At 71.6% G+C, this 23563-nt stretch carries 24 protein-coding genes; 8 read left to right on the top strand and 16 right to left on the bottom strand.

Features of this window, described 5'->3' with window-relative positions:
• Positions 1–8 precede the first annotated feature (8 nt).
• From nuoK to OG982_RS17485, 11 genes are read right to left on the bottom strand one after another with little or no spacing between them, the layout of a single operon-like run.
• On the bottom strand, positions 9–308 hold the full coding sequence (nuoK, locus tag OG982_RS17535) for an NADH-quinone oxidoreductase subunit NuoK (protein ID WP_008738417.1): 300 nt from the start codon (positions 306–308) through the stop codon (positions 9–11).
• A complete protein-coding gene (locus OG982_RS17530) occupies positions 305–1117 on the bottom strand; it encodes an NADH-quinone oxidoreductase subunit J (protein ID WP_266785707.1) in 813 nt (270 codons plus the stop codon). Before OG982_RS17530 ends, nuoK begins: the two co-directional genes overlap by 4 nt.
• Positions 1114–1710, bottom strand: a complete 597-nt coding sequence (gene nuoI / locus OG982_RS17525) for an NADH-quinone oxidoreductase subunit NuoI (protein WP_266785709.1) — start codon at positions 1708–1710, stop codon at positions 1114–1116. Before nuoI ends, OG982_RS17530 begins: the two co-directional genes overlap by 4 nt.
• Positions 1703–3073: an NADH-quinone oxidoreductase subunit NuoH gene (gene nuoH / locus OG982_RS17520; protein ID WP_266785711.1), complete on the bottom strand. Its 1371-nt coding sequence runs from the start codon at positions 3071–3073 to the stop codon at positions 1703–1705. The genes nuoI and nuoH overlap by 8 nt, the downstream gene beginning before the upstream one ends.
• On the bottom strand, positions 3070–5586 hold the full coding sequence (locus OG982_RS17515; protein WP_266785713.1) for an NADH-quinone oxidoreductase subunit G: 2517 nt from the start codon (positions 5584–5586) through the stop codon (positions 3070–3072). The genes nuoH and OG982_RS17515 overlap by 4 nt, the downstream gene beginning before the upstream one ends.
• Positions 5583–6929 (bottom strand): NADH-quinone oxidoreductase subunit NuoF, encoded by a 1347-nt coding sequence (nuoF, locus tag OG982_RS17510; protein WP_266785715.1) that lies wholly within the window; start codon positions 6927–6929, stop codon positions 5583–5585. The genes OG982_RS17515 and nuoF overlap by 4 nt, the downstream gene beginning before the upstream one ends.
• Positions 6929–7654 carry an NADH-quinone oxidoreductase subunit NuoE gene (gene nuoE, locus OG982_RS17505; protein ID WP_266785717.1) on the bottom strand — a complete coding sequence of 242 codons (726 nt, stop codon included), beginning with the start codon at positions 7652–7654 and terminating at the stop codon, positions 6929–6931. The genes nuoF and nuoE overlap by 1 nt, the downstream gene beginning before the upstream one ends.
• A gap of 50 nt (positions 7655–7704) precedes the next feature.
• Positions 7705–9045, bottom strand: coding sequence for an NADH-quinone oxidoreductase subunit D (locus tag OG982_RS17500; RefSeq protein ID WP_266785719.1), 1341 nt, complete (start codon positions 9043–9045; stop codon positions 7705–7707).
• A complete protein-coding gene (locus OG982_RS17495; RefSeq protein WP_266785721.1) occupies positions 9045–9800 on the bottom strand; it encodes an NADH-quinone oxidoreductase subunit C in 756 nt (251 codons plus the stop codon). The genes OG982_RS17500 and OG982_RS17495 overlap by 1 nt, the downstream gene beginning before the upstream one ends.
• Complete coding sequence (locus OG982_RS17490) at positions 9797–10351, bottom strand: NADH-quinone oxidoreductase subunit B family protein (protein WP_123079911.1); 555 nt, start codon at positions 10349–10351, stop codon at positions 9797–9799. The genes OG982_RS17495 and OG982_RS17490 overlap by 4 nt, the downstream gene beginning before the upstream one ends.
• Before the next feature lie 14 nt (positions 10352–10365).
• Positions 10366–10725: an NADH-quinone oxidoreductase subunit A gene (locus OG982_RS17485; RefSeq protein ID WP_008738438.1), complete on the bottom strand. Its 360-nt coding sequence runs from the start codon at positions 10723–10725 to the stop codon at positions 10366–10368.
• A gap of 747 nt (positions 10726–11472) precedes the next feature.
• Between OG982_RS17485 and OG982_RS17480 the strand changes: the two genes are divergently transcribed.
• Positions 11473–12333 (top strand): C40 family peptidase, encoded by an 861-nt coding sequence (locus OG982_RS17480; RefSeq protein ID WP_266785724.1) that lies wholly within the window; start codon positions 11473–11475, stop codon positions 12331–12333.
• Positions 12334–12446: 113 nt separating this feature from the next.
• On the opposite strand, the gene OG982_RS17475 is transcribed toward OG982_RS17480, so the two are convergent.
• Positions 12447–13442, bottom strand: coding sequence for a hypothetical protein (locus tag OG982_RS17475; RefSeq protein WP_266785726.1), 996 nt, complete (start codon positions 13440–13442; stop codon positions 12447–12449).
• Between the two features lie 76 nt (positions 13443–13518).
• Complete coding sequence (locus OG982_RS17470; RefSeq protein ID WP_266785728.1) at positions 13519–13929, bottom strand: hypothetical protein; 411 nt, start codon at positions 13927–13929, stop codon at positions 13519–13521.
• Positions 13930–14214: 285 nt separating this feature from the next.
• Here OG982_RS17470 and OG982_RS17465 point away from each other — a divergent pair, with 285 nt between their 5' ends.
• Genes OG982_RS17465 through OG982_RS17445 form a run of 5 tightly spaced genes read left to right on the top strand, consistent with a single transcriptional unit; the run spans position 14215 to position 18610 of the window.
• Entirely contained in the window at positions 14215–14652 is a 438-nt protein-coding gene (locus OG982_RS17465) for a hypothetical protein (RefSeq protein ID WP_266785730.1), read from the top strand.
• Positions 14649–16376: a peptidoglycan-binding protein gene (locus OG982_RS17460; protein WP_266785732.1), complete on the top strand. Its 1728-nt coding sequence runs from the start codon at positions 14649–14651 to the stop codon at positions 16374–16376. The genes OG982_RS17465 and OG982_RS17460 overlap by 4 nt, the downstream gene beginning before the upstream one ends.
• Complete coding sequence (locus OG982_RS17455) at positions 16373–17047, top strand: ABC transporter ATP-binding protein (RefSeq protein ID WP_266948852.1); 675 nt, start codon at positions 16373–16375, stop codon at positions 17045–17047. Before OG982_RS17460 ends, OG982_RS17455 begins: the two co-directional genes overlap by 4 nt.
• The gene (locus tag OG982_RS17450) at positions 17044–18270 is read left to right on the top strand and encodes an ABC transporter permease (protein WP_266785736.1); all 1227 of its coding nucleotides are present in this window, start codon (positions 17044–17046) and stop codon (positions 18268–18270) included. The genes OG982_RS17455 and OG982_RS17450 overlap by 4 nt, the downstream gene beginning before the upstream one ends.
• Positions 18271–18313: 43 nt before the next feature.
• The gene (locus tag OG982_RS17445; protein ID WP_266785738.1) at positions 18314–18610 is read left to right on the top strand and encodes a hypothetical protein; all 297 of its coding nucleotides are present in this window, start codon (positions 18314–18316) and stop codon (positions 18608–18610) included.
• An 11-nt stretch (positions 18611–18621) separates the two neighbouring features.
• Here OG982_RS17445 and OG982_RS17440 read toward each other — a convergent pair whose 3' ends face one another.
• Positions 18622–19905: a geranylgeranyl reductase family protein gene (locus OG982_RS17440; RefSeq protein WP_266785740.1), complete on the bottom strand. Its 1284-nt coding sequence runs from the start codon at positions 19903–19905 to the stop codon at positions 18622–18624.
• Between the two features lie 97 nt (positions 19906–20002).
• Between OG982_RS17440 and OG982_RS17435 the strand changes: the two genes are divergently transcribed.
• Positions 20003–20527: a GNAT family N-acetyltransferase gene (locus tag OG982_RS17435; RefSeq protein WP_266785742.1), complete on the top strand. Its 525-nt coding sequence runs from the start codon at positions 20003–20005 to the stop codon at positions 20525–20527.
• 175 nt (positions 20528–20702) lie between these two features.
• On the opposite strand, the gene OG982_RS17430 is transcribed toward OG982_RS17435, so the two are convergent.
• Positions 20703–21614 (bottom strand): glutaminase, encoded by a 912-nt coding sequence (locus OG982_RS17430; protein ID WP_266785744.1) that lies wholly within the window; start codon positions 21612–21614, stop codon positions 20703–20705.
• A gap of 7 nt (positions 21615–21621) precedes the next feature.
• A complete protein-coding gene (locus OG982_RS17425; RefSeq protein WP_266785746.1) occupies positions 21622–22314 on the bottom strand; it encodes a demethylmenaquinone methyltransferase in 693 nt (230 codons plus the stop codon).
• 242 nt (positions 22315–22556) lie between these two features.
• On the opposite strand from OG982_RS17425, the gene OG982_RS17420 reads away from it, so the two are divergent.
• Positions 22557–23528: a DUF3152 domain-containing protein gene (locus OG982_RS17420; protein ID WP_266785748.1), complete on the top strand. Its 972-nt coding sequence runs from the start codon at positions 22557–22559 to the stop codon at positions 23526–23528.
• Positions 23529–23563 lie beyond the last annotated feature (35 nt).

The following is a 23563-nucleotide window of genomic DNA, read 5'->3' as shown; positions in this document are numbered from 1 at the left end:
AGCGCCCCTTACAGCTTCATCAGGCTGGCGTCGTCGACCGAGGCCGAGTGGCGGGTACGGAAGAGCGACACGATGATCGCCAGGCCGACCACGACCTCCGCGGCGGCGACGACCATCGTGAAGAACGCGATGATCTGGCCGTCGAGGTTGCCGTGCATCCGGGAGAAGGCGACGAAGGCGAGGTTGCAGGCGTTGAGCATCAGCTCGACGCACATGAACAGCACGATCGCGTTCTTGCGGATGAGCACGCCGGAGGCCCCGATGGTGAACAGCAGGGCGGCCAGGTACAGGTAGTTGACCGGATTCACTTGGAGGCCTCCTCACGGCCGAGGCGCTCCGCCGAGGCCTGTTCCAGCGCCTTCAGGTCGCTGAGCGCCTCGCCGGAGACGTCCCGGATCTGGCCGCGGGCGCGCAGCGTCTTGCTGACGGTCAGCTCGGACGGGGTGCCGTCCGGCAGCAGACCGGCGACGTCGACCGCGTTGTGCCGGGCGTAGACGCCGGGGGCGGGCAGCGGCGGGAGCTGGACGCCCTCGCGTACGCGCCGCTCGGCGAGCTCGCGCTGGGTGGCGGCCCGCTCCGTGCGCTCGCGGTGGGTGAGGACCATCGCGCCGACGGCCGCGGTGATCAGCAGGGCGCCGGTGATCTCGAAGGCGAACACGTACTTGGTGAAGATCAGCGTGGCCAGGCCTTCGACGTGCCCGCCGGAGTTGATCCGGCCGAGCCCGGTGAAGTGGTCCAGCCGGGCGTGGGCGATGCCGGCGATCAGCAGGGTGCCGAAGCCGAGGGCGCAGAGCACGGCCATCCAGCGCTGGCCCTTGAGCGTCTCCTTGAGAGAGTCCGCGGCGGTGACGCCGACGAGCATGACCACGAAGAGGAACAGCATCATGATGGCGCCGGTGTAGACGATGACCTGGACGACGCCCAGGAAGTAGGCCCCGTTGGCGAGGTAGAAGACCGCCAGGATGATCATCGTCCCGGCGAGGCTCAGCGCGCTGTGCACGGCCTTCTTCATCAGGATCGTGGACAGGGCGCCGATGACGGCGATGGTGGCGAGGACCCAGAACTGCACCGCCTCGCCGGTGGAGGTGACCGTGGCGGCCGCGGCGATGGCGCTCACGCCCCCACCCCCTCGGAGGGCGCCGCCTGCTCGCCCTTGGAGACGGCGACCTGGCGCTCCGTACCCGGAGCCGCACCGGTCACCAGCCCCCGGTAGTAGTCCTGGTCGTCCGCGCCCGGGTACATCGGGTGCGGGGCCTCGACCATGCCCTCGGTCAGACCGGCGAGCAGCTGCTCCTTGGTGTAGATGAGCGATTCGCGGCTGGAGTCGGCCAGTTCGAACTCGTTCGTCATCGTCAGCGCGCGGGTCGGGCAGGCCTCGATGCACAGCCCGCACAGGATGCAGCGGGCGTAGTTGATCTGGTAGACCGCGCCGTACCGCTCGCCCGGGGAGTAGCGCTCCTCCTCCGTGTTGTCCGCGCCCTCCACGTAGATGGCGTCGGCGGGACAGGCCCAGGCGCACAGTTCACACCCGATGCACTTCTCCAGACCGTCCGGGTGCCGGTTGAGCTGGTGCCGGCCGTGGAAGCGCGGTGCGGTGGTCTTCTGCTGCTCCGGGTACTGCTCGGTGAGGCGCTTCTTGAACATGGCCTTGAAGGTCACGCCGAAGCCGGCCACCGGGTTCTGCCACTTCTCGTTCTCCGCGTCAGGCATTCTCAGCACCCTCCTCTCGGTCACTGTCAGTATTCGTCCCGCCACTGACAATCAGCTCCCGCTCGTGGCGGGGCCGCCTGCGCGGTACGGGTGCCAGCTCCTGGCCGGGCTTGGGCGGTACGGGGAACCCGCCCGCCAGCGGGTCGAAGTCCGCGCCCGCCGCCGTCTTTCCGGCCTCCTCGGCGGCCGCCTTCGCCTTCTTGTCGCGGAAGAGGTCGGCGACGAAGGACAGCAGCAGGATCGCGATGACTCCGCCGCCGACGTAGAGCACGATCTGCTGGAAGTCGTAGTTCTCGTTCCGCAGCGCGCGGACGGTGGCGACGAGCATGAGCCAGACCACGGAGACCGGGATCAGGACCTTCCAGCCGAGCTTCATCAGCTGGTCGTAGCGGACGCGGGGCAGCGTGCCGCGCAGCCAGATGAAGAAGAACAGCAGCAGCTGGACCTTGATGACGAACCAGAGCATCGGCCACCAGCCGTGGTTCGCGCCCTCCCAGTACGTGGAGATGGGGGCCGGGGCCCGCCAGCCGCCGAGGAAGAGGGTGACCGAGACCGCCGAGACGGTGACCATGTTGACGTACTCGGCCAGCATGAACAGCGCGAACTTGATGGAGGAGTACTCGGTGTTGAAGCCGCCGACGAGGTCGCCCTCGGACTCCGGCATGTCGAAGGGGGCGCGGTTCGTCTCGCCGACCATCGTGATGACGTAGATGATGAACGAGACCGGCAGCAGGATGATGTACCAGCGGTCCGCCTGCGCCTCCACGATCGCCGAGGTCGACATCGACCCGGAGTAGAGGAAGACCGAGGCGAACGCCGCGCCCATCGCGATCTCGTACGAGATCATCTGCGCGCAGGAGCGCAAGCCCCCGAGCAGCGGGTACGTCGAGCCCGAGGACCAGCCGGCGAGGACGATGCCGTAGATGCCGACCGAGGCGACCGCGAGGATGTAGAGCATCGCGATCGGCAGGTCGGTGAGCTGCATCGTGGTGCGCTGGCCGAAGATCGAGACCTCGTCGCCGGGCGGACCGAAGGGGATCACCGCGATGGCCATGAAGGCCGGGATCGCCGCGATGATCGGGGCCAGGACGTAGACCACCTTGTCGGCCCGCTTGACGATGATGTCTTCCTTGAGCATCAGCTTCACGCCGTCGGCGAGCGACTGGAGCATGCCCCAGGGGCCGTGCCGGTTGGGGCCGATGCGCAGCTGCATCCAGGCGACGACCTTGCGCTCCCACACGATGGAGAAGAGCACGGTCACCATCAGGAAGGCGAAGCAGAACACCGCCTTGACGACGACGAGCCACCAGACGTCCCTGCCGAACAGGGAGAGGTCCTCGGCAGCGAGCTGTACCGCGTTCACGCGCCCACCTCCGCATCGGTGCCGCTGCTGTCGGCCGCGGTCGCCGGGCCGATCCGTACGAGGGTGCCCGGGCGGGCTCCGGCGTCGGCGAGGACGCCGCGGCCGGTGGAGTTCAGCGGGAGCCAGACCACCCGGTCGGGCATCTCGGTGATCCGCAGCGGTAGTTCCACGGAGCCGGCCGGGCCGGTGACCGCGAGGACGTCGCCGTCCTTGACGCCCGTCTCGGCGGCCGTGGCGGCCGACAGCCGGGCACTCGCCTCGTGCCGGGTGCCGGCCAGCGCCTCGTCCCCGTCCTGGAGACGGCCCTGGTCCAGCAGCAGCCGGTGGCCCGCGAGGACCGCCTCGCCCGCGGCGGGGCGGGGCAGCGGCTCCGTGCCGGTGGACTGCTCCTCGGCGCGCTCCCCGGCCCACGGGCCGAGCCGGTCGAGCTCCCGGCGTACGGCGTGTACGTCGGGCAGCGCGATCGGCCGCTCGGCCGCGTCGGCCAGCATGTGCAGCACGCGGTGGTCGGCGGGGGCGAGCCGGCGGGTCATCTGGTCGGGCTTGAGCGCGGCCTCGAACGGGCGGACCCGGCCCTCCCAGTTGATGAACGCGCCCTCCTTCTCGGCGACCGCGGCGACCGGGAGCACCACGTCGGCGCGGTCGGTGACCTCGCTGGGCCGCAGCTCCAGGGAGACGACGAACGCCTCCTGGAGGGCGGTCCGGGCGCGGGCCGGGTCCGGCAGGTCCGCGATCTCGACGCCCGCGACCAGCAGGGCGGAGAGTTCGCGTCCGGCGGCGGCCTCGACGATCTGCCCGGTGTCACGGCCGTAGCGGTGCGGGAGTTCGTCCAGGCCCCAGGCCGCCCTGACCTCGTCTCGGGCCCGCGGATCGGTGGCCGGGCGGCCGCCGGGCAGCAGCGACGGCAGGGCGCCCGCCTCGACGGCGGCCCGCTCCCCGGCCCGGCGCGGGATCCACACCAGCGTGGCCCCGGTCGCGGTGGCGGCCCGTACGGCTGCGGTCAGCGCGCCGGGCACGCCCGCGAGGCGCTCCCCGACGACGACGACCGCGCCGGGCCGCCGCAGCGCCTCGGCGGCCTCGGCCCCGCCGGCCTCCAGGCCGGTCCGGGAGGCGAGGGCGTCCAGCCACTCGGGCTCGGTGCCGGGGGCGGCGGCCAGCAGTGTGCCGCCCGCCTTCTCCAGGCCGCGGGTGGCGAACGGGGCGAGGGCGAAGGTCCGCTGCTTGTGCTTGCGGTGGGCCTTGCGCAGCCGCAGGAAGACCCCGGGGGCCTCCTCCTCGGACTCGATGCCGACGAGCAGGACGGCGGGCGCCGCCTCCAGCTTCGCGTACGTCACCCCGCTGCCGTCGAGGTCCTTGCCGGTGCCGGCGACGGTGGCGGCCAGGAACTCGGCCTCCTCCGCGCTGTGGATCCGGGCCCGGAAGTCGATGTCGTTGGTGTCGAGGACGACCCGGGCGAACTTGGCGTACGCGTACGCGTCCTCGACGGTGAGCCGCCCGCCGGTCAGGACGCCGGCCCGGCCGCGCGCGGCGGCGAGCCCCGCGGCCGCGGCCTCCAGCGCCTCGGGCCAGCTCGCCGGGGCGAGGACCCCGTCGGTGCCGCGCACCAGCGGGGTGGTGAGCCGGTCCGGGCGCTGCGCGTAGCGGAACCCGAAGCGGCCCTTGTCGCAGATCCACTCCTCGTTGACCTCGGGGTCCTCGGCGGCCATCCGGCGCAGCACCTTCCCGCGCCGGTGGTCGGTCCGGGTCGCGCAGCCGCCCGCGCAGTGCTCGCACACGCTCGGGGAGGAGACGAGGTCGAACGGGCGGGAGCGGAACCGGTAGGCGGCCGAGGTGAGGGCGCCGACGGGACAGATCTGGATGGTGTTGCCGGAGAAGTACGACTCGAACGGGTCGCCCTCGCCGATGCCGACCTGCTGGAGCGCGCCGCGTTCCAGGAGCTCGATCATCGGGTCGCCGGCGACCTGCGTGGAGAAGCGGGTGCAGCGCGCGCACAGCACGCACCGCTCGCGGTCCAGCAGCACCTGCGTGGAGATCGGCACCGGCTTCTCGTACGTGCGCTTCTTGCCCTCGAAACGCGAGTCGCTCTGTCCGTGCGACATCGCCTGGTTCTGCAGCGGGCACTCGCCGCCTTTGTCGCAGACCGGGCAGTCCAGCGGGTGGTTGATGAGCAGCAGCTCCATCACCCCGCGCTGGGACTTCTCGGCGACCTCGGAGGTCAGCTGCGTCTTGACGACCATGCCGTCGGTGCAGGTGATGGTGCAGGAGGCCATCGGCTTGCGCTGGCCCTCCACCTCGACGATGCACTGGCGGCAGGCGCCGACGGGGTCCAGGAGCGGGTGGTCGCAGAACCGGGGGATCTCGATGCCGATCTGCTCGGCGGCCCGGATGACCAGGGTTCCCTTGGGTACCGACAGTTCGACGCCGTCGATGGTCAGGGACACCGAGTCCTCGGCGGCCTTCGGCCGCCCCGCGACCTCGCCGCCACCCGCGGGGGCGTTACTGGTGACGGTCACGCGTTCACCTCCGTGTCAGCCCAGAGGGTCGACTTCTTGGGGTCGAAGGGGCAGCCCTTGCCCGTGATGTGCTGCTCGTACTCCGCGCGGAAGTACTTGAGCGAGGAGAAGATCGGGCTGGCGGCGCCGTCGCCGAGCGCGCAGAACGACTTGCCGTTGATGTTGTCGGCGATGTCGTTCAGCTTGTCGAGGTCGGACATGACGCCCTTGCCGGCCTCGATGTCGCGGAGCAACTGGACCAGCCAGTACGTTCCTTCGCGGCAGGGGGTGCACTTGCCGCAGGACTCGTGCGCGTAGAACTCGGTCCACCGGGTGACGGCGCGCACGACGCAGGTCGTCTCGTCGAAGCACTGGAGGGCCTTGGTGCCGAGCATCGAGCCGGCGGCGCCGACGCCCTCGTAGTCGAGCGGGACGTCGAGGTGCTCGTCCGTGAACATCGGGGTGGAGGAGCCGCCCGGGGTCCAGAACTTCAGCCGGTGTCCGGGGCGCATCCCGCCGCTCATGTCGAGGAGCTGGCGCAGGGTGATGCCGAGCGGGGCCTCGTACTGGCCGGGTGCGACGACGTGCCCGGAGAGCGAGTACAGCGTGAATCCGGGGGACTTCTCGGTCCCCATCGCCTTGAACCAGTCCTTGCCCCGGTTCAGGATCGCGGGAACCGAGGCGATCGACTCGACGTTATTGACGACAGTGGGGCACGCGTAGAGCCCTTCGACGGCAGGGAAGGGAGGACGCAGCCGGGGCTGACCGCGCCGGCCTTCGAGGGAGTCGAGCAGTGCCGTCTCCTCGCCGCAGATGTACGCGCCCGCTCCCGCGTGCACCGTGATGTCGAGGTTGAGGCCGCTTCCCAGAATGTCCTTGCCGAGGTAGCCGGCCTCGTACGCCTCGCGCACCGCCTCGTGCAGGCGTCGCAGCACCGGCACGGTCTCGCCGCGCAGGTAGATGAAGGCGTGCTCCGACCGGATCGCGTAACAGGCGATGATCATTCCCTCGACGAGGGAGTGCGGATTGGCGAAGAGAAGGGGGATGTCCTTGCAGGTTCCCGGCTCCGACTCGTCCGCGTTCACGACGAGGTAGTGCGGCTTTCCGTCGCCCTGCGGGATGAACTGCCACTTCATTCCGGTGGGGAAGCCCGCGCCGCCGCGTCCGCGCAGGCCCGAGTCCTTCACGTACGCGATGAGGTCGTCCGGGGTCATCGCGAGCGCCTTGCGCAGACCCTCGTACCCCTCGTGGCGCCGGTAGGTCTCCAGCGTCCACGACCGCGGCTCGTCCCAGAACGCCGACAGCACGGGTGCCAGCAGCTTCTCCGGGGCGCCGTTCTCGTGCATCTCGGTGGTCACCGACATCACTCCCCCTCCTCGGTGCCGGCCGCGGCCTCGCCACGCGGGTGTACGACCTTGCCGTGCTGCGGGGTCTCGCCGCGCGCGATGCGCAGGCCGATCAGGGAGGCGGGGCCGGCGCCGCCGCTGGCCTCGACCGCGCCGGGGCGCTCGTCCGGGAAGCCGGCCAGGATCCGGGCGGTCTCCTTGTACGTGCACAGCGGGGCGCCCCGGGTGGGAGCGACGGGGCGGCCGGCGAGCAGGTCGTCCACCATGGCCTTGGCGGACTGGGGGGTCTGGTTGTCGAAGAACTCCCAGTTGACCATCACCACCGGGGCGTAGTCGCAGGCCGCGTTGCACTCGATGTGCTCCAGCGTGACCTTGCCGTCCGGGGTGGTCTCGTTGTTGCCGACCCCGAGGTGCTCCTTGAGCTCCTCGAAGATGGCGTCGCCGCCCATGACCGCGCACAGCGTGTTGGTGCAGACGCCGACCTGGTAGTCGCCGGAGGCCTTGCGCCGGTACATCGTGTAGAAGGTGGCCACGGCCGTGACCTCGGCGGTGGTCAGCCCGAGGACCTCGGCGCAGAACCGGATGCCGGTGCGGGAGACGTACCCCTCTTCCGACTGCGTCAGGTGCAGCAGCGGCAGCAGCGCGGAGCGGCTGTCGGGGTAGCGGGCGATGACCTCCTTCGCGTCCGCTTCGAGCCGGGCGCGTACGTCGGCCGGGAAGTCGGGGGCCGGCAGCTGGGGCATGCCCAGAGACAGGGGTGCCTGGGGGGTGTCCCCTCCAGGAAACGCGGTGGTCATCGGTCGACGCCTCCCATCACGGGGTCGATGGAGGCGACGGCGACGATGACGTCGGCGACCTGGCCGCCCTCGCACATCGCGGCCATGGCCTGCAGGTTGGTGAAGGACGGGTCGCGAAAGTGGACCCGGTAGGGGCGGGTGCCGCCGTCGGAGACGACGTGGACGCCGAGTTCGCCCTTGGGGGACTCGACGGCCGCGTAGGCCTGGCCGGCCGGTACCCGGAAGCCCTCGGTCACCAGCTTGAAGTGGTGGATGAGGGCCTCCATGGAGGTGCCCATGATGTTCCTGATGTGGTCGAGGGAGTTGCCGAGGCCGTCCGGGCCCATCGCGAGCTGCGCGGGCCAGGCGATCTTCTTGTCGGCGACCATGACCGGGCCCGGCTCCAGCCGCTCCAGGCACTGTTCGACGATCCGGAGCGACTGGCGCATCTCCTCCAGGCGGATCAGGAACCGCCCGTAGGAGTCGCAGCTCTCGGTGGTCGGCACGTCGAACTCGTAGGTCTCGTAGCCGCAGTACGGGTCCGACTTGCGCAGGTCGTGCGGCAGGCCGGCCGAGCGCAGGATCGGGCCGGTGGCGCCGAGCGCCATGCAGCCGGTGAGGTCGAGGTAGCCGACGTCCTGCATGCGGGCCTTGAAGATGGGGTTGCCCGTGGCGAGCTTGTCGTACTCCGGCAGGTTCTTCTTCATGGTCTTCACGAAGTCGCGCAGCTGGTCGACGGCGCCCGGCGGCAGGTCCTGGGCGAGGCCGCCGGGGCGGACGAACGCGTGGTTCATGCGCAGCCCGGTGATCAGCTCGAAGATGTCGAGGATCAGCTCGCGGTCGCGGAAGCCGTAGATCATGATCGTGGTCGCGCCCAGCTCCATGCCGCCGGTGGCGATGCACACCAGGTGGGAGGAGAGCCGGTTGAGCTCCATCAGCAGGACGCGGATGACGGTGGCGCGGTCCGGGATCTGGTCGGTGATGCCGAGCAGCTTCTCGACGCCGAGGCAGTACGCCGTCTCGTTGAAGAACGGCGTCAGGTAGTCCATGCGCGTCACGAAGGTGGTGCCCTGCGTCCAGTTCCGGAATTCGAGGTTCTTCTCGATGCCGGTGTGCAGGTAGCCGATTCCGCAGCGGGCCTCGGTGACCGTCTCGCCGTCGATCTCCAGGATCAGGCGGAGCACTCCGTGGGTGGACGGGTGCTGCGGACCCATGTTGACGACGATCCGCTCGTCGTCCGCCCGGGCCGCCGACTGGACGATCTCGTCCCAGTCGCCACCGGTGACGGTGTAGACGGTGCCCTCGGTCGTCTCGCGGGAGGAGGCGGCGTTCGAGGAGGCGTGGTTTGACGTGGACATCAGCTGTACGACCTCCGCTGGTCGGGAGCCGGGATCTGGGCGCCCTTGTACTCGACGGGAATGCCGCCGAGCGGGTAGTCCTTGCGCTGCGGGAAGCCCTGCCAGTCGTCCGGCATCATGATCCGGGTGAGGGCCGGGTGCCCGTCGAAGACCAGGCCGAAGAAGTCGTACGTCTCGCGCTCGTGCCAGTCGTTGGTCGGGTAGACGGAGACGAGCGAGGGGACGTGCGGGTCGCCGTCCGGCGCCGACACCTCCAGCCGCACCACCCGGCCGTGCGTGATCGAGCGCAGGTGGTAGACGGCGTGCAGCTCGCGGCCCTTGTCGCCGGGGAAGTGCACGCCGGATACGCCGGTGCAGAGCTCGAAGCGCAGGGCCGGGTCGTCGCGCAGGGTGGAGGCCACCTTGACGAGGTGCTCGCGGGCGATGTGGAAGGTGAGCTCGCCGCGGTCGACGACCGTCTTCTCGATGGCGTTCTCGGGGACGAGGCCCTGTTCCTCCAGGGCGCCTTCGAGCTCGTCGGCGACCTCGTCGAAGTACGAGCCGTACGGGCGGTGGCTCGCGCCCGGCAGGGCCACGGTGCGGACGAGGCCGCCGTAGCCGCTGGTGTCACCGCCGCCGCGGGCGCCGAACATGCCCTTGCGGACGCCGATCACCTCGGGGCCGGCGAACCCCCTCGGCGCAGGCACGTTATTGCCGTTCTGCGCCGCGTCGCCGTTCTGGGCGTTGCCGTTCTCGACGGCCGGGTCGTCGCTCACCGGAGCAACCCCTTCATCTCGATGGTGGGGAGGGCCTTGAGGGCCGCCTCCTCCGCCTCGCGCGCCGCCTCTTCCCGGTTCACTCCGAGCTTCGAGCCCTGGATCTTCTGGTGGAGCTTGAGGATCGCGTCCAACAGCATCTCGGGGCGGGGCGGGCAGCCGGGCAGGTAGATGTCCACGGGGACGATGTGGTCGACGCCCTGGACAATCGCGTAGTTGTTGAACATTCCGCCTGAAGAGGCGCAAACGCCCATGGAGATGACCCACTTGGGAGCGGGCATCTGGTCGTACACCTGCCGCAGCACGGGCGCCATCTTCTGGCTGACCCGGCCGGCCACGATCATCAGATCGGCCTGGCGCGGGGAGCCGCGGAAGACCTCCATGCCGAAGCGGGCCAGGTCGTACCGGCCCGCTCCGGTGGTCATCATCTCGATGGCGCAGCACGCGAGGCCGAAGGTGGCCGGGAAGACGGATGACTTGCGCACCCAGCCCGCGGCCTGTTCGACGGTGGTCAGCAGAAAGCCGCTCGGCAGCTTCTCTTCCAGTCCCATGGAAATTCAGCCCCTCAGTCCCATTCCAGGCCGCCGCGGCGCCACACGTAGGCGTAGGCGACGAAGACGGTGAGCACGAAGAGCAGCATCTCGACGAGCCCGAAGATCCCCAGGGAGTCGAAGGTGACGGCCCAGGGGTAGAGGAAGACAACCTCGATGTCGAAGACGATGAAGAGCATCGCCGTCAGGTAGTACTTGATGGGGAAGCGACCGCCGCCGGCCGGCACCGGTGTGGGCTCGATGCCGCACTCGTACGCTTCGAGCTTTGCCCGGTTGTACCGTTTCGGGCCGATCAGCGTGGCCATGACCACGGAGAAGATCGCAAACCCTGCGCCGAGGGCGCCGAGCACGAGGATGGGCGCGTACGCATTCACGCTCCTCGCTCCTTCCAGTCGTCCTTGACCGATGGACCGCTGTGCCGGCGCCGAGTGCGCCGCCTCGGATCTTGTACATGTGAGGCAGTTCACAAGCCGGACTGGTGCGCATCTTATGCCTGCTGGTCTGTGATCTGCGACACGGGTAACAACAACGAGTTTGTGATCTCCACCACCTGACGAACGATCATGAAGTCAGATGAGTGGTGATCTACGCACGCGAAGCATCCACATGATCACCAAAGGTGACATTGGGCGGCGTTACCGCAGGTAGACGCGTGATCGCACTATCAAACATGTCCCATGCAAGCAAATTTGCGACAGGGAGGAGGTCGCGGTAAAGGGATCCGCGTCGCCCGGTCGAGGGAGCTCTCGGGTACGGAAGTGGACGCGACGGGGCGTGCACGGAGGGTGTGCATCCGTTCACGAGCCCGAAGGCGCCGTCACAGGGGAGTCACGGCCTGCCCACAGCGTCCACACGACGTGACGTTCTTGTGACCTGCGTCACGCGGAATCCGAGCCGCCGAAAGCGGGCTTGGCCACCGGTACCGAGGAATGGTAGGCGCCAGATCAATTCGGACTTATTACTGAAACCCCATGATCACAGGCTTGCGGGGCGCTGTCCGATTCGTCCGTTAGGCCGTCAATAAGACGCGCGACGCGCCCGGTTAAACCTCTTCTGGCACAACTGTGGCGCAGACCACGTTTCTTGAAGCGGACCGCAACCCCCTGATAGCGGTTGTTCTCATGTCCCACACCGCTCACATACCCAGCCACCGGAAGCCCCGCCGTAGCGCCTCGAAGCTCGCGGTCCGCGCCGGAGTTGCCGGTGGCGTCCTCAGCACCCTGGCCATGGCCGGCACGGCGAGCGCGTCCCCCGCCGCCGAGCCCGTGACCGAGACGACGCTCGAAATGCCGGTCCTCGACATGGACCTGGCTTCCGACGTCGCCTCCGCCGTCACCACGGCCGCCGAGAACACCCGCGCGGCCGCCGTGGAAGGCGAGCTGAACGCCCAGGAGGAGAGCGCCCGTACGGGAGCCGCCGCCGAGGCGAAGGAAGCCAAGGAAGAGGCCCAGAAGAAGGCCGACGCCGAGAAGAAGGCGAAGGACGAGGCCGACCGCAAGGCGGCCGCCGACCGCGCCAACCGCAGCACCGACCGCTCCACGCTGACGAACGCGTCCGCGTCGAACTCGGACTCCGGCAAGGCTTCCGCGCCCTCCAAGAGCACCTCCGGCTCCAGCACCCCGGCCACCGGCTCCGCCGCGGCCATCGTGAACTTCGCGCGCGCCCAGATCGGCAAGGCGTACGTCATGGGCGCCACCGGCTCCTCCGCGTACGACTGCTCCGGCCTCGTCCAGGCCGCGTACCGCCAGGCCGGCATCTCGCTGAGCCGCACCTCGCAGTCGCAGTCGCTGGCCGGCACCTCCGTGTCGCTGAACGCCCTCCAGCCGGGCGACATCCTGTACTGGGGCAGCAAGGGCAGCGCGTACCACGTCGCCATCTACGTCGGCGGCGGCAAGTTCGTGGGCGCCCAGAACCCCAGCACGGGCATCGTCGAGCGTCCGCTGAGCTACGACCGGCCGACGGGCGCCGTGCGCGTCCTCTGAGCCGTCTGAGGCGTCTGCCGTCTGAGGCGCCTGAGCCGTCTTAGGCTTACGGAAGGGCCGGTACTCCCCCGCTCGGGGGTGGAGTACCGGCCCTTCCGCGTCTTTTGCGCCCCTCAGCCGAGGCTCGCCGCCAGTTCGAAGCGGGCGTCGCGCTGCTTCTCGTAGAGGGCCAGCGTCTGCGCGTGCTCGTCCACGAGCCGCTCCTGGTACGCCTTCTCGACGGCGGCCCAGACCCCGACCAGGTTCACCTCGCGCTTGCACGCGACGTCCGCCGTGGCCGCCGCCACCGCCTTGGCGCCGCCCTTGTCGTCCTCCAGGGCGAGCGTGTCGACGACGTCGTACGGGGACTTGATCCCGGGATAGCCCGACTTGTCCATGCAGGCCGACCACTTGGCGAGCACCTCGACGACCCGCGAGTCCCGCTTGGAGCGGTCGTGCGCCTCCGAGGCCAGCCCGAAGGCGAACAGCAGGTCCACGCTGTCCTTCCGCGGCGCGTAGAGCTTGCGGTACGCCTCGCGCCCGCAGCCGCCGGGCGGCACCTTCCGCCCGCCGACCTCGATGCCGCTGTCCGTCCCGGCGGCCTCCTCCTCGTTGGGGGCGTCGGGAGCCCTCCCGCCGCCCTGGGTGCCGCGCTGTTCGCCGTGCAGGACGGCGTACGCGCTGTCGCTCAGCTGCGGGGCAGGCGGTTTCTCCCGGTTTCCTCCGTTCGCGCCCGCCCCCGCGCCCTTGTCGTAGCCGTGGGCGGCCGCGTACGCCGGATCGGCCAGCCCGAAGAGGTACTTGTGGCGGTCCCCGGAGGCAGAGGCGGTGGCGCCCGCGGCCGGCCGCGGGCCCTCGTACGTGAACCCGTACCGGGCCATGCACCGGGAGACCAGGCCCTCCTGGACGCGGCCCATCCGGACGGCCTCGGCCTCGGTGTCCGTGTACGCGTCCATCGGCAGCGCGATCGAGGCGGTGGCGGGGTTGAGCTCGACCGCGCCGAGTTCCGGCTCGCCGCCCCCGGCCGCGCCGCCGCCTCCCGGGTCCGCGCAGCCGGCCAGGAGCGCGGCCGTCAGCGCCGTCGGCAGGGCGACGGCCAGGACGGCGGACCGGGGGCGGGCGTTGCGCATCGCGCGGGCTCCTTCGTGGGGTGCGGCGTACGGGGTGCGGTGCGGGCCTCGGGGGACAGGGGTCAGGGGTCAGGGATCAGGGATGGAGCGTGTAGGTGGAGGAGCTGATCTTGTTCTTGAAGGTGGCCGAGGCGTTCCCCTCGTACTTGGAGGGGATCTCCCCGACGTTGCCGTCGAGGTCCTTGTCGGTGGCCACCTTCCAGGCGTAGACGTCCCGGTTCCGGTAGGACTCGGTGTTGTCGTTCACGAGGGAACCGGAGCCCGTGCAGGAACCCTTGAACGTGTCGTCGTTGAAGTTCCGGTCCTCGCCGTACAGGTCGAAAACACAGCCAGAGCGGCCCGCGTAGTAGAAAAGGCCGAACTCGTCGACTTCCAGATTGCCGTCCTTGCCCATGGCCGATGACGAAGCGGCCGTGCCCAGAAGTACGCCGCTTACCGAGACGACGGCCATGCAGCCCGACGCCAGCCTGCGGATTGCCTTGTTCATCACGCGTTCCTCACTCTTCGGGTGAATTACGGTGCGGGGGTTGGCGGGCCGCGCGTGCGGTTTTCCGTCCGGCCGGGATTCAACAGTCCACCCGTGTTCCGCAACAGGCGTTTTCCCGCCTGATGGACAATCATCTGACTTGGCTTGCACGGGACTTGCCGCACGCGATCGGCTCTCCCTACCATCTGGCCGCACGCCCGTGACGCCCCTCCATGGACGCGCGAACTCCACTTCTATCGCCGCAAGGGAATCACCGTCGTGCGCGCATGCCATTTCGCTCCGCTGATGCTCGTCCTGGGTATTTCCCTGACGGGATGTGGCGGGGAAGAGGAACCCCGGGCGAGTGACAGTCCGCCGCCCACGGCGGCCGAGATCGCCTACTACGACTGCCTGAAGAAGGAGGGCGTCGCGATCGTCCACACCGATTACGGGGCACCTCGGGTGGACAAGTCGAAGCCGTGGAACGAAAAGGCGCACAAAGCGTGTGAGCCGCTCGTTCCGCCGGTGCCTTCGCCGCAGCCGGTGAGTGCGGGGCGGCTGGCGGCGGCGCGGAAGGAATCCACGTGCCTGCGGGCCGAGGGGGTCTCCTGGTACCCGGATCCGGACCCGGTGACGGGTGAGGTCGATCCGCGGGCGGCCCGCCGAGCGGTGGGCCGCGCTGAAGCGGGAGCACGTGGACGCGCTGCGGAAGTGCCGGCCGGCGGAGAAGAGGTGACGGGGTGAGGGGGCGGCGGGGCGTACTCGGGATCGCCGGCGGGGCCGCGCTGATGGCGGTCGGGGGGCTGCTGGCGACGGCGGTGGTGAAGTCACCGGCGCAGGTGGCAGCGGAAACCGGGCCGCCGGCGCAGGGGGTGCTGACCGCGGAGGTGGAGCGGCGGGTACTCGCGGAGACGGTGGTGATGCGGGGGACGGTGGTCGCGGACCAGAGCGTGGCGGTGGCCCCGCCGGGGGTGGTGACGAAGCTGCCGCTGAAGGCGGGGGACGCCGTCGGGGCGGGGCGACTGCTCGCGGAGGTCTCGGGGCGGCCGGTGTTCGCGCTGCACGGTGCGGTGCCGATGTACCGGGACCTGAAGCCCGGTGCCACGGGCGACGATGTCGCCCAGGTCCAGGCCGCGCTGCGCGAGCTGGGCCACGGCACGGGGCGGGACCCGAAGGGCGTCTTCGGCCCGGGCACCAAGTCGGCCCTCACGGCCGTCTACGACGCCCTCGGCTACACCCCCGCCCCCGCCTTCCCGGACGGCCCGGCCCGCCTGAAGGAGGCCCGCGAGGCGGTGAGATCGGCGGAATGGGCCCTGGAAGACGCCGACCGCTCCGCCGGGGGCGCTGCCGCTACCGGAAGTTCGGCCACGGTCGGCGGCTCGGCCACCGGCTCCGCCGGGGGTGCGGCTGCGGGCGGGGTGTCCGGCTCCGCCGGGAGCGCGGCCGACGGCTCCGTCGGGCCCGGAAGCGCGGCCAAGGCCGGACGCTCCGGCCTTGCCGGGGGCGCGGCCGGGGGCGGAGGCTCGGCCAAGGACGAAGACGCCGACTTCGCCGCGCGGGCAGCCTGGCCCGCCGGCCAGACCCCCGGCACCCGCAAGACCCCGGCCGCCGCCGGGGAGTCCGGCTCCGCCGGGGGGCGGCCAGGCGGCGCTACCGCTGACGGAGGCGCGGCCACGGCCGGGGGCTCCGGTTCCGCCGGGAAGTCCGGCGACGTCGGCCGTTCAAAGGGGCCTGCCCCCGGCGGGGGCAGTGGGTCTGCCGGGGACTTGGGCGTGACGCGGGCCGGGGAGGCGTTGGGGGAGGCTCGGGAGGCGTTGGCGGCGGTGGAGGCGGCGGAGGGGCCGATGTTGCCCGCCGGTGAGGTGGTGTTCCTCCGGGGGTTTCCCGCTCGGGTCGCGAGCGTGGCCGCGCAGGTCGGGGTCACCGTGTCCGGGCCGGTGCTGACCGTGTCCGCCGGGGAGCTCGTCGTCGAGGCGTACCTCAAGGACGAGAAGAGGCAGATGCTGCGGCCCGGGATGCCGGTCGTCATCTCCTCCGAGCTTGACGGGACGGACACCCGGGGGGAGGTCGCGGTCGTGGCCGGGGAGCGGTCCAGCCGGGCGGCGCAGGGCCCGCAGGGTGCACAGGGTGCACAGGGTGGTGCCGGCGGCGGCGGTGAGATGGGGTATCGGATGGTCGTGCGGAGCGAAGCGGCGTTGCCCGCCGGGTTCGCCGGGCAGGACGTGCGGTTGACCGTGGAGTCCGCCGCGACCGACGGGCCGGCCCTCGTCGTTCCCGTCACCGCGCTCTCCGCCGGCGCGGACGGCCGTACCGTCGTCACCGCCCGCGCCGCGGACGGCGCGCAGCACCGCGTGGAGGTCCGTACCGGCACCAGCGGCGACGGCTTCGTGGCCGTGACCCCGGTACGGGAGGGCTCCCTCGCGGCCGGGGCCAGGGTCGTCGTCGGCACGACGCCGGCGAAGCGATGACGACGCCCCCGGTCATCGAGTTCCGGGGCGTCGGGCTGACCTACCCCGGGCCCCCGCCCGTGACGGCCCTGCACCCCTGCGACCTCCTCGTGCGGCGCGGCGAGTTCGTCACCGTCGTCGGCCCCTCCGGCTCAGGGAAGTCCACCTTCCTCAACGTCGCCGGACTGCTCGACTCCCCCACCAGAGGCCGCTACCTCCTCGACGGCATCGACACCGCCGCGCTGCCCGACCGCCGCCGGACCGCCCTGCGCGGGCGCCGGATCGGGTTCGTCTTCCAGGCCTTCCACCTCCTCCCCCACCGCTCCGCCCTGGAGAACGTCACCCTGGCCATGCTCTACACCGAAGTCCCGCGCAAGGAGCGCCTCGTACGGGCCCGGGAGGCCCTCGACCAGGTCGGGCTCGCGCCCCGCGCCACCGCCGTCCCCGGCCGGCTCTCCGGCGGCGAGCGCCAGCGCGTGGCCATCGCCCGGGCCCTCGTCGGCCGTCCCTCGCTGCTGCTCTGCGACGAGCCGACCGGCAACCTGGACTCCGCGAACGCCGCCGCCGTACTGGCCCTGCTGGACGAGCTGCACGGCGCCGGGATGACCGTCCTCGTCATCACCCACGACCCCGAGGTCGCCGCCCGCGGCCGGCGGACCGTCACCATCCACGACGGCCGGCTCTCCGCGTGAGCGAGCTCCGCGCCACCCGGCTGTCCGCCCGCGACACCCTCTCCGAGGCTCTCGCCGGGATCCTGCGCCGCCCCGGCCGGGCCGTGCTCACCGCGCTCGGCACCGTCCTCGGCGTCGGCAGCTTCGTGGCCGTGCTCGGGCTGACCGCCACCCTCTCCTCCCAGATCGACGGCCGCTTCAACGTCCTGACCGCCACCGAGGTGACCGTCCAGGACGTCGCCGCCGAGCACGACGAGTTCGCCGGCCCCGCGTTCCCCGCCGACGCCGAACAGCGGCTGCGCCAGGTCGCCGGCATCGCGCACGCCGGGGTGATGTGGACCGTACGACTGGACCCCGACACCCCCGTCGGCCTGCTCCCCACGAGCCGGGCGGGCAGCGGCGGCACCGCCGCCACCGCCGTCGTCGCCGCCTCCCCCGGCGCCGTCGCCGCCCTCGCGCCGACCCTCCGGGAGGGCAGGCTCTACGACGAGTACGCCGAGCGGACCCGCGCCCGCGTCGCCCTCATCGGCGGCGGCGTCGCCGACCGCCTCGGCATCACCACCCTGGCCACCCGCCCCGTCGTCCACATCGGCGCGCAGCCGTTCACCGTGGCCGGGATCATCGCGGACGTCGGCCGCGAACCCGAGCACCTGCTCTCGGTGCTGGTCCCCCGCGCCACCGCCGAGGAGCTGTGGGGCCCGCCCGGGCCGTCCTCCGCGAGCATGCTGATCGACACCGAACTCGGCGCCGCCCGCCAGGTCGCCGGCCTCGTCCCGCTCGCCCTGCGCCCCGACCACCCCGAGTACCTGAAGGCCGTACCGCCGCCCGATCCCCGGACCCTGCGCTCCGGAGTGACCTCCGACCTCAGCGCGCTGTTCCTGCTGCTCGCCGGCGTCTGCCTGGTCATCGGGGCGGTCGGGATCGCCAACACCACGCTGGTCGCCGTCCTGGAGCGGACCGGGGAGATCGGGCTGCGCCGCGCGCTCGGCGCCCGCGGGCGGCACGTGTCGGCGCAGTTCCTCACCGAGTCCGCCGCCCTGGGCGCGCTCGGCGGCCTCGTGGGCACCTCCCTCGGCGAACTCACCGTCGTCGGGGTGTCCCTGGCCCGCGGCTGGACGCCGGTCATCCACCCGGTCACCGTCGCGGCCGCCCCGCTCGCCGGGCTGCTCACGGGCCTGCTGGCCGGCCTGTATCCCGCCTGGCGGGCGGCCCGTGTCGAACCGGCCGAGGCTTTGCGAAGATAGCGGGGGCGCGCCCGACCGAATGACCCCTGGAGGTGGTGGTCCCGTGATCACCGAACCGTACGAGGACCAGGGCGCCGGCGACCCCACGGCCGTCCCCGCCGCCGCCGGGCTCGCGCTCCTCGCGGTCGGCGGCTGGCTCCTGAGCACCGCCCGCCCCTGGCAGGGCGCCGGGAGCCCGGTCACGCTCGGCCTGGGCTGGGCGGCCTCGACGGCCCTGCTGCTGTGCGGCCTGGCACTGCTGGCCCGCTGCGTCCGCACCGTCCACGAAGCGACGTACGACGACGCCCCCTACGGGGAAGCGGGCCGCGACGGGGAAACCCCACCGCGGCCCGCCCTGTAAGGCGCCTCGGCTCAGGCCTTCGGGGCCACCTTCGAGAGGCCGTTGATGATGCGGTCCATCGCGTCGCCGCCCGTCGGGTCGGTCAGGTTGGCCAGCATCTTCAGCGTGAACCGCATCAGCACCGGGTGGGTCAGGCCGCGCTGGGCGGCGATCTTCATGACCTTCGGGTTGCCGATCAGCTTCACGAAGGCGCGGCCCAGCGTGTAGTAGCCGCCGTAGGTCTCCTTGAGGACCTTCGGGTAGCTGTGCAGCGCCAGCTCGCGCTGCGCCGGGGTGGCGCGCGCGTGCGCCTGCACGATGACGTCGGCCGCGATCTGGCCGGACTCCATGGCGTACGCGATGCCCTCGCCGTTGAACGGGTTGACGAGCCCGCCCGCGTCACCGACCAGCAACAGGCCCTTGGTGTAGTGCGGCTGCCGGTTGAAGGCCATCGGCAGGGCCGCGCCGCGGATCGGCTGCGTCATGTTCTCCGGGGTGTAGCCCCAGTCCTCCGGCATCGAGGCGCACCAGGCCTTGAGGACCTCGCGCCAGTCCAGCTCCTTGAAGGCGGAGGAGGAGTTGAGGATGCCGAGGCCGACGTTGGAGGTGCCGTCGCCCATGCCGAAGATCCAGCCGTAGCCGGGCAGCAGCCGGTCCTGCGCGCCGCGCCGGTCCCACAGCTCCAGCCAGGACTCCAGGTAGTCGTCGTCGTGGCGCGGGGAGGTGAAGTAGGTCCGTACGGCGACGCCCATCGGGCGGTCCTCGCGCCGGTGCAGGCCCATCGCCAGGGAGAGGCGCGAGGAGTTTCCGTCGGCGGCGACCACGAGCGGGGCGCTGAAGGTGACCGGGGTCTTCTCCTCGCCGAGCTTCGCCTGCACGCCGGTGATGTGACCGGTGCGGGGGTCGCGGACGGGCTCGCCGACGTTGCAGCGCTCGTAGAGGCGGGCGCCCGCCTTCTGCGCCTGGCGGGCCAGGGTCTCGTCGAAGTCGTCGCGCTTGCGGACGAGTCCGTAGTCCGGGTAGGAGGCGAGTTCCGGCCAGTCCAGCTGGAGCCGCTGCCCGCCGCCGATGATCCGCAGGCCCTTGTTGCGCAGCCAGCCGGCCTCTTCGGAGATGTCGATGCCCATCGCGACCAGCTGCTTCGTGGCGCGCGGGGTCAGGCCGTCGCCGCAGACCTTCTCGCGCGGGAACGCGGTCTTCTCCAGGAGCAGGACGTCGAGTCCGGCCTTGGCGAGGTAGTAGGCCGTGGTGGAGCCGGCGGGCCCGGCCCCGACGACGATCACATCCGCGGAGTGTTCGGAGAGGGGCTCGGTCACTGCGGGGTCTCCCGAAGGCTCGATAAGGGGTGCCCAACGGCACGGGACATGTGCAGTCTATGCAGCGGAAGAGATCACGATCCGAAGGGCTGCCCCTGTGACCACCTCGCCGACCCGGCCGCTCCCCGCCGTCCAGCTCCGCGTGCCCACTGACGAGGACGCGCACGCCTGGCACGGCGTCTTCGACGACCCCGACGTGATGGAGTTCCTCGGCGGGCCCGCCGAGCTGTCCGTGTACGAGGAGTACACCGCGCGCCAGCGCATGCACGACGCGCAGCTCGGCTACTGCCTGTGGACGCTGCTGGACGCGGAGGGTGCGGTGATCGGGTTCACCGGCGCGCAGCCGTGGCCGCGCGAGAAGGAGTGGGGGCCGGTCGGGGAGATCGAGATCGGCTGGCGGCTGGCCCGCTCGGCGTGGGGCCAGGGCTACGCGTACGCCGCTGCGTTGGCCACGCTGGACCGGCTCCGGGAGGCGGGGGTTCCGCGGGTGGTGGCGATGATCGACGCCGGGAACTCGCGTTCGGTGGCGGTGGCGGAACGGCTCGGCATGGACCTGGCCGAGGAGTTCCTCCTGCCGAGCGGCCACCGCCACGGCCGCCGCTACGAGCTGACGCTCGCCTGAGCCGCGTGACGCCGTACCGCCGCGTGGGGCCACGGCCCCGCCCGGCGGGCCGGCGTCCGGCGGGCCGGCGTCCGGCGGGCCGGCGAAGCGGGGCAGGGGCAGCGGGACAGCGGCGCAGCGGCGCAGCGGGCGAAGCCCAGGGGCGCCCCCGGCGCCCAGCGGTGCGAGGGCCGCGTCAGAAAACGGACAGGCCCGTGAGGGTCGTGAAGCGGTCCAGGGCCGCAACGCCCGCGACCGAGTTGCCCTGGGCGTCGAGGCCCGGGCTCCACACCGCGAGGGTGCAGCGGCCCGGGACGACCGCGACGATGCCGCCGCCCACCCCGCTCTTGCCCGGCAGGCCGACCCGGTAGGCGAATTCGCCCGCCGCGTCGTACGTCCCGCACGTCAGCATCACCGCGTTGACCTGCTTCGCCTCGCTCCGCGTCAGCAGCCGCGAGCCGTCCGCGCGCAGCCCGTGCCGGGCCAGGAACCGCCCGGCGCGGGCCAGGTCGGCGCAGCTCATCTCGATGGAGCACTGCCAGAAGTAGTGCTCCAGCAGCGCCGGTACGGGGTTGTCGATGTTGCCGTACGAGGCCATGAAGTGGGCCACGGCCGCGTTGCGGTCCCCGTGTGCCTGCTCGGAGGCCGCCACCTCGGCGTCGAAGCCGACCTCCGGGTTGCCGCTCTCCTCCCGCAGGAACTTCAGCAGTTCGCTGCTCGCGTCGCCCGTCAGGGTCTGGAGCCGGTCGGTCACGACGAGCGCGCCCGCGTTGATGAACGGGTTGCGCGGGATGCCGTTCTCGTACTCCAGCTGTACGAGCGAGTTGAACGGGTTGCCGGACGGCTCCCGGCCCACCCGCTCCCACAGGCTGTCGCCGCCCTCGGCGAGCGCCAGGGCCAGCGAGAACACCTTGGTGATGGACTGGGTGGAGAACGGCAGCCGCCAGTCCCCGACCCCGAAGACGTTGCCGTCGAGGTCGGCGATCGCCATCCCGAACTTCCCCGGGTCCACGGTCGCGAGCGCCGGGATGTACTCGGCGGGCGTGCCGCTGCCCACGAGCGGGGCGATGTCCGCCTCGATCCGCTCCAGCAGGCGCTGGTAATCCACGGGAGGGTTACGCCTTGGTGCCGCGGTGCAGCGCCACGATGCCGCCGCTCAGGTTCCGCCAGGCGACCTTCGACCAGCCGGCCTTCTGCAGCAGCTCGGCCAGCGCGGGCTGGTCCGGCCACTCGCGGATCGACTCGGCGAGGTACACGTACGCGTCGGGGTTGGAGGAGACCGCCCGGGCCACCGGCGGCAGCGCGCGCATCAGGTACTCGGTGTAGACCGTGCGGAAGGGCGCCCAGGTCGGCTGGGAGAACTCGCAGATCACGACCTGCCCGCCCGGCTTGGTCACCCGGTACAGCTCACGCAGAGCGGCGTCGGTGTCCTGGACGTTGCGCAGCCCGAACGAGATCGTCACGGTGTCGAAGACGTCGTCCTTGAACGGCAGCTTCGTCGCGTCGCCGGCGGTCAGCGGCAGCCAGGCGTGCCGCTTCTTGCCCTCGCGGAGCATGCCGAGGGAAAAGTCGCAGGGGACGACGTACGCGCCGGCCTCCGCGAACGGCAGCGAGGACGTCGCGGTTCCGGCGGCCAGGTCCAGCACCGTGTGCCCGGGGCGCGCGCCGACCGCCTTGGCGACCTCCTTGCGCCACAGCCGGGCCTGGCCGAGGGAGAGGACGTCGTTGGTGAGGTCGTAGTTCGCCGCCACACCGTCGAACATGGAGGCGACTTCGTGCGGCTGCTTGTCCAGGGAAGCGCGGGTCACTGGCGTAGGCCCCTCGGATCGGATCGGGTGCGGGCAGGCGATACCGGGCCATTCTCGCAGGCGGCCGCGCGCCGGCCCGCCCGGGGCACAACTGGCCTGGAGGACAGTTACGCGGGACGGTGCGCGCCCCGTTGACTGGCGGCGGGCGGCCGCGTGACAGGGTGGTGATCCTTCCGGCCGGTACGAGGGCCGCCCCAGGGTCACACTCGGTGGCCGCCATGAAACGCAAAGGGCTTCACACCATGCCGGCAGGCCATACCACCGGTCACTCCAGCAGCAGCACCAGAACCAGCGGCACCGGCTCTCGCGCGCGCGGCCGCTCCGGCACCCGCGCCCAGCGGCGTGCGGCCGCACGCCGCAAGCGGCTGCGCCGTACGGTCATCGGCTCGGCGGCCCTCGTCGCGCTCGCCGGCACCGGCTACGCGCTGGCCCCGGAGGGCACGCTCAGGACGGTCGCGGACGGCCGCGCGACCGGGGAGCTCGGGGAGGACCCGCGCCCGGAGGGCGAGGCCCCCGCCGCACGGGGTGGCCGGCGGGCGCCGGGCCCCTCGCCTTCGTCCGGCGCGGCCGATTCCGCCGCCTCCCCGGACGCCGAGCCCTCGGGCAGCCCGTCGGCCTCGGCGTCCGCGTCGGCATCCGGCTCCGTCCCCGCGTCCGGCCCCGGCACTTTCGGGGCCTCGTCGGTGTCCGGGAAGCCGCAGGGCAAGGGCACCGTCCGGCGCTGGCGGATCGAGGTCGAGGAGGGCAGCGGGGTGGACGCCGACGACGCCGCCCGGGCCGTCGAGGCGATCCTCGGGGACACGCGGGGCTGGATCAAGGACCCGGCGTACGGCTTCCAGCTGGTCGGGGCCGGGCAGCAGGTGGACTTCACCGTGAAGATAGCCACGCCCACCACCACCGACCGGCTGTGCGAGGTGGTCACCCCCGAGCTCAAGGGCGAGACCAACTGCCGCGCCGGGCACACGGTGGTGGTCAACCTCAAGCGCTGGAAGGAAGGATCGCCGCAGTTCAAGGGGCCGGTGGAGGAGTACCGGGCGCTGATCGTCAACCACGAGGTGGGACACGAGATCGGGCGCGAGCACGAGACCTGCCCCGGGCCGGGGAAGCCCGCGCCCGCGATGATGCAGCAGATCAAGGGGCTCCTCGGCTGCACCGCGAACGCCTGGCCGTATGACCGGAAGGGAACCTACCTGTCGGGCCCGCACGTCCTCTAGGGCAACAGAGGCCGGTGCGTTGACCGTCGGGACAT

Source organism: Streptomyces sp. NBC_01551 (genome assembly GCF_026339935.1).
Lineage (GTDB): Bacteria > Actinomycetota > Actinomycetes > Streptomycetales > Streptomycetaceae > Streptomyces.
This window is presented reverse-complemented; position numbering and strand designations above follow the sequence as displayed.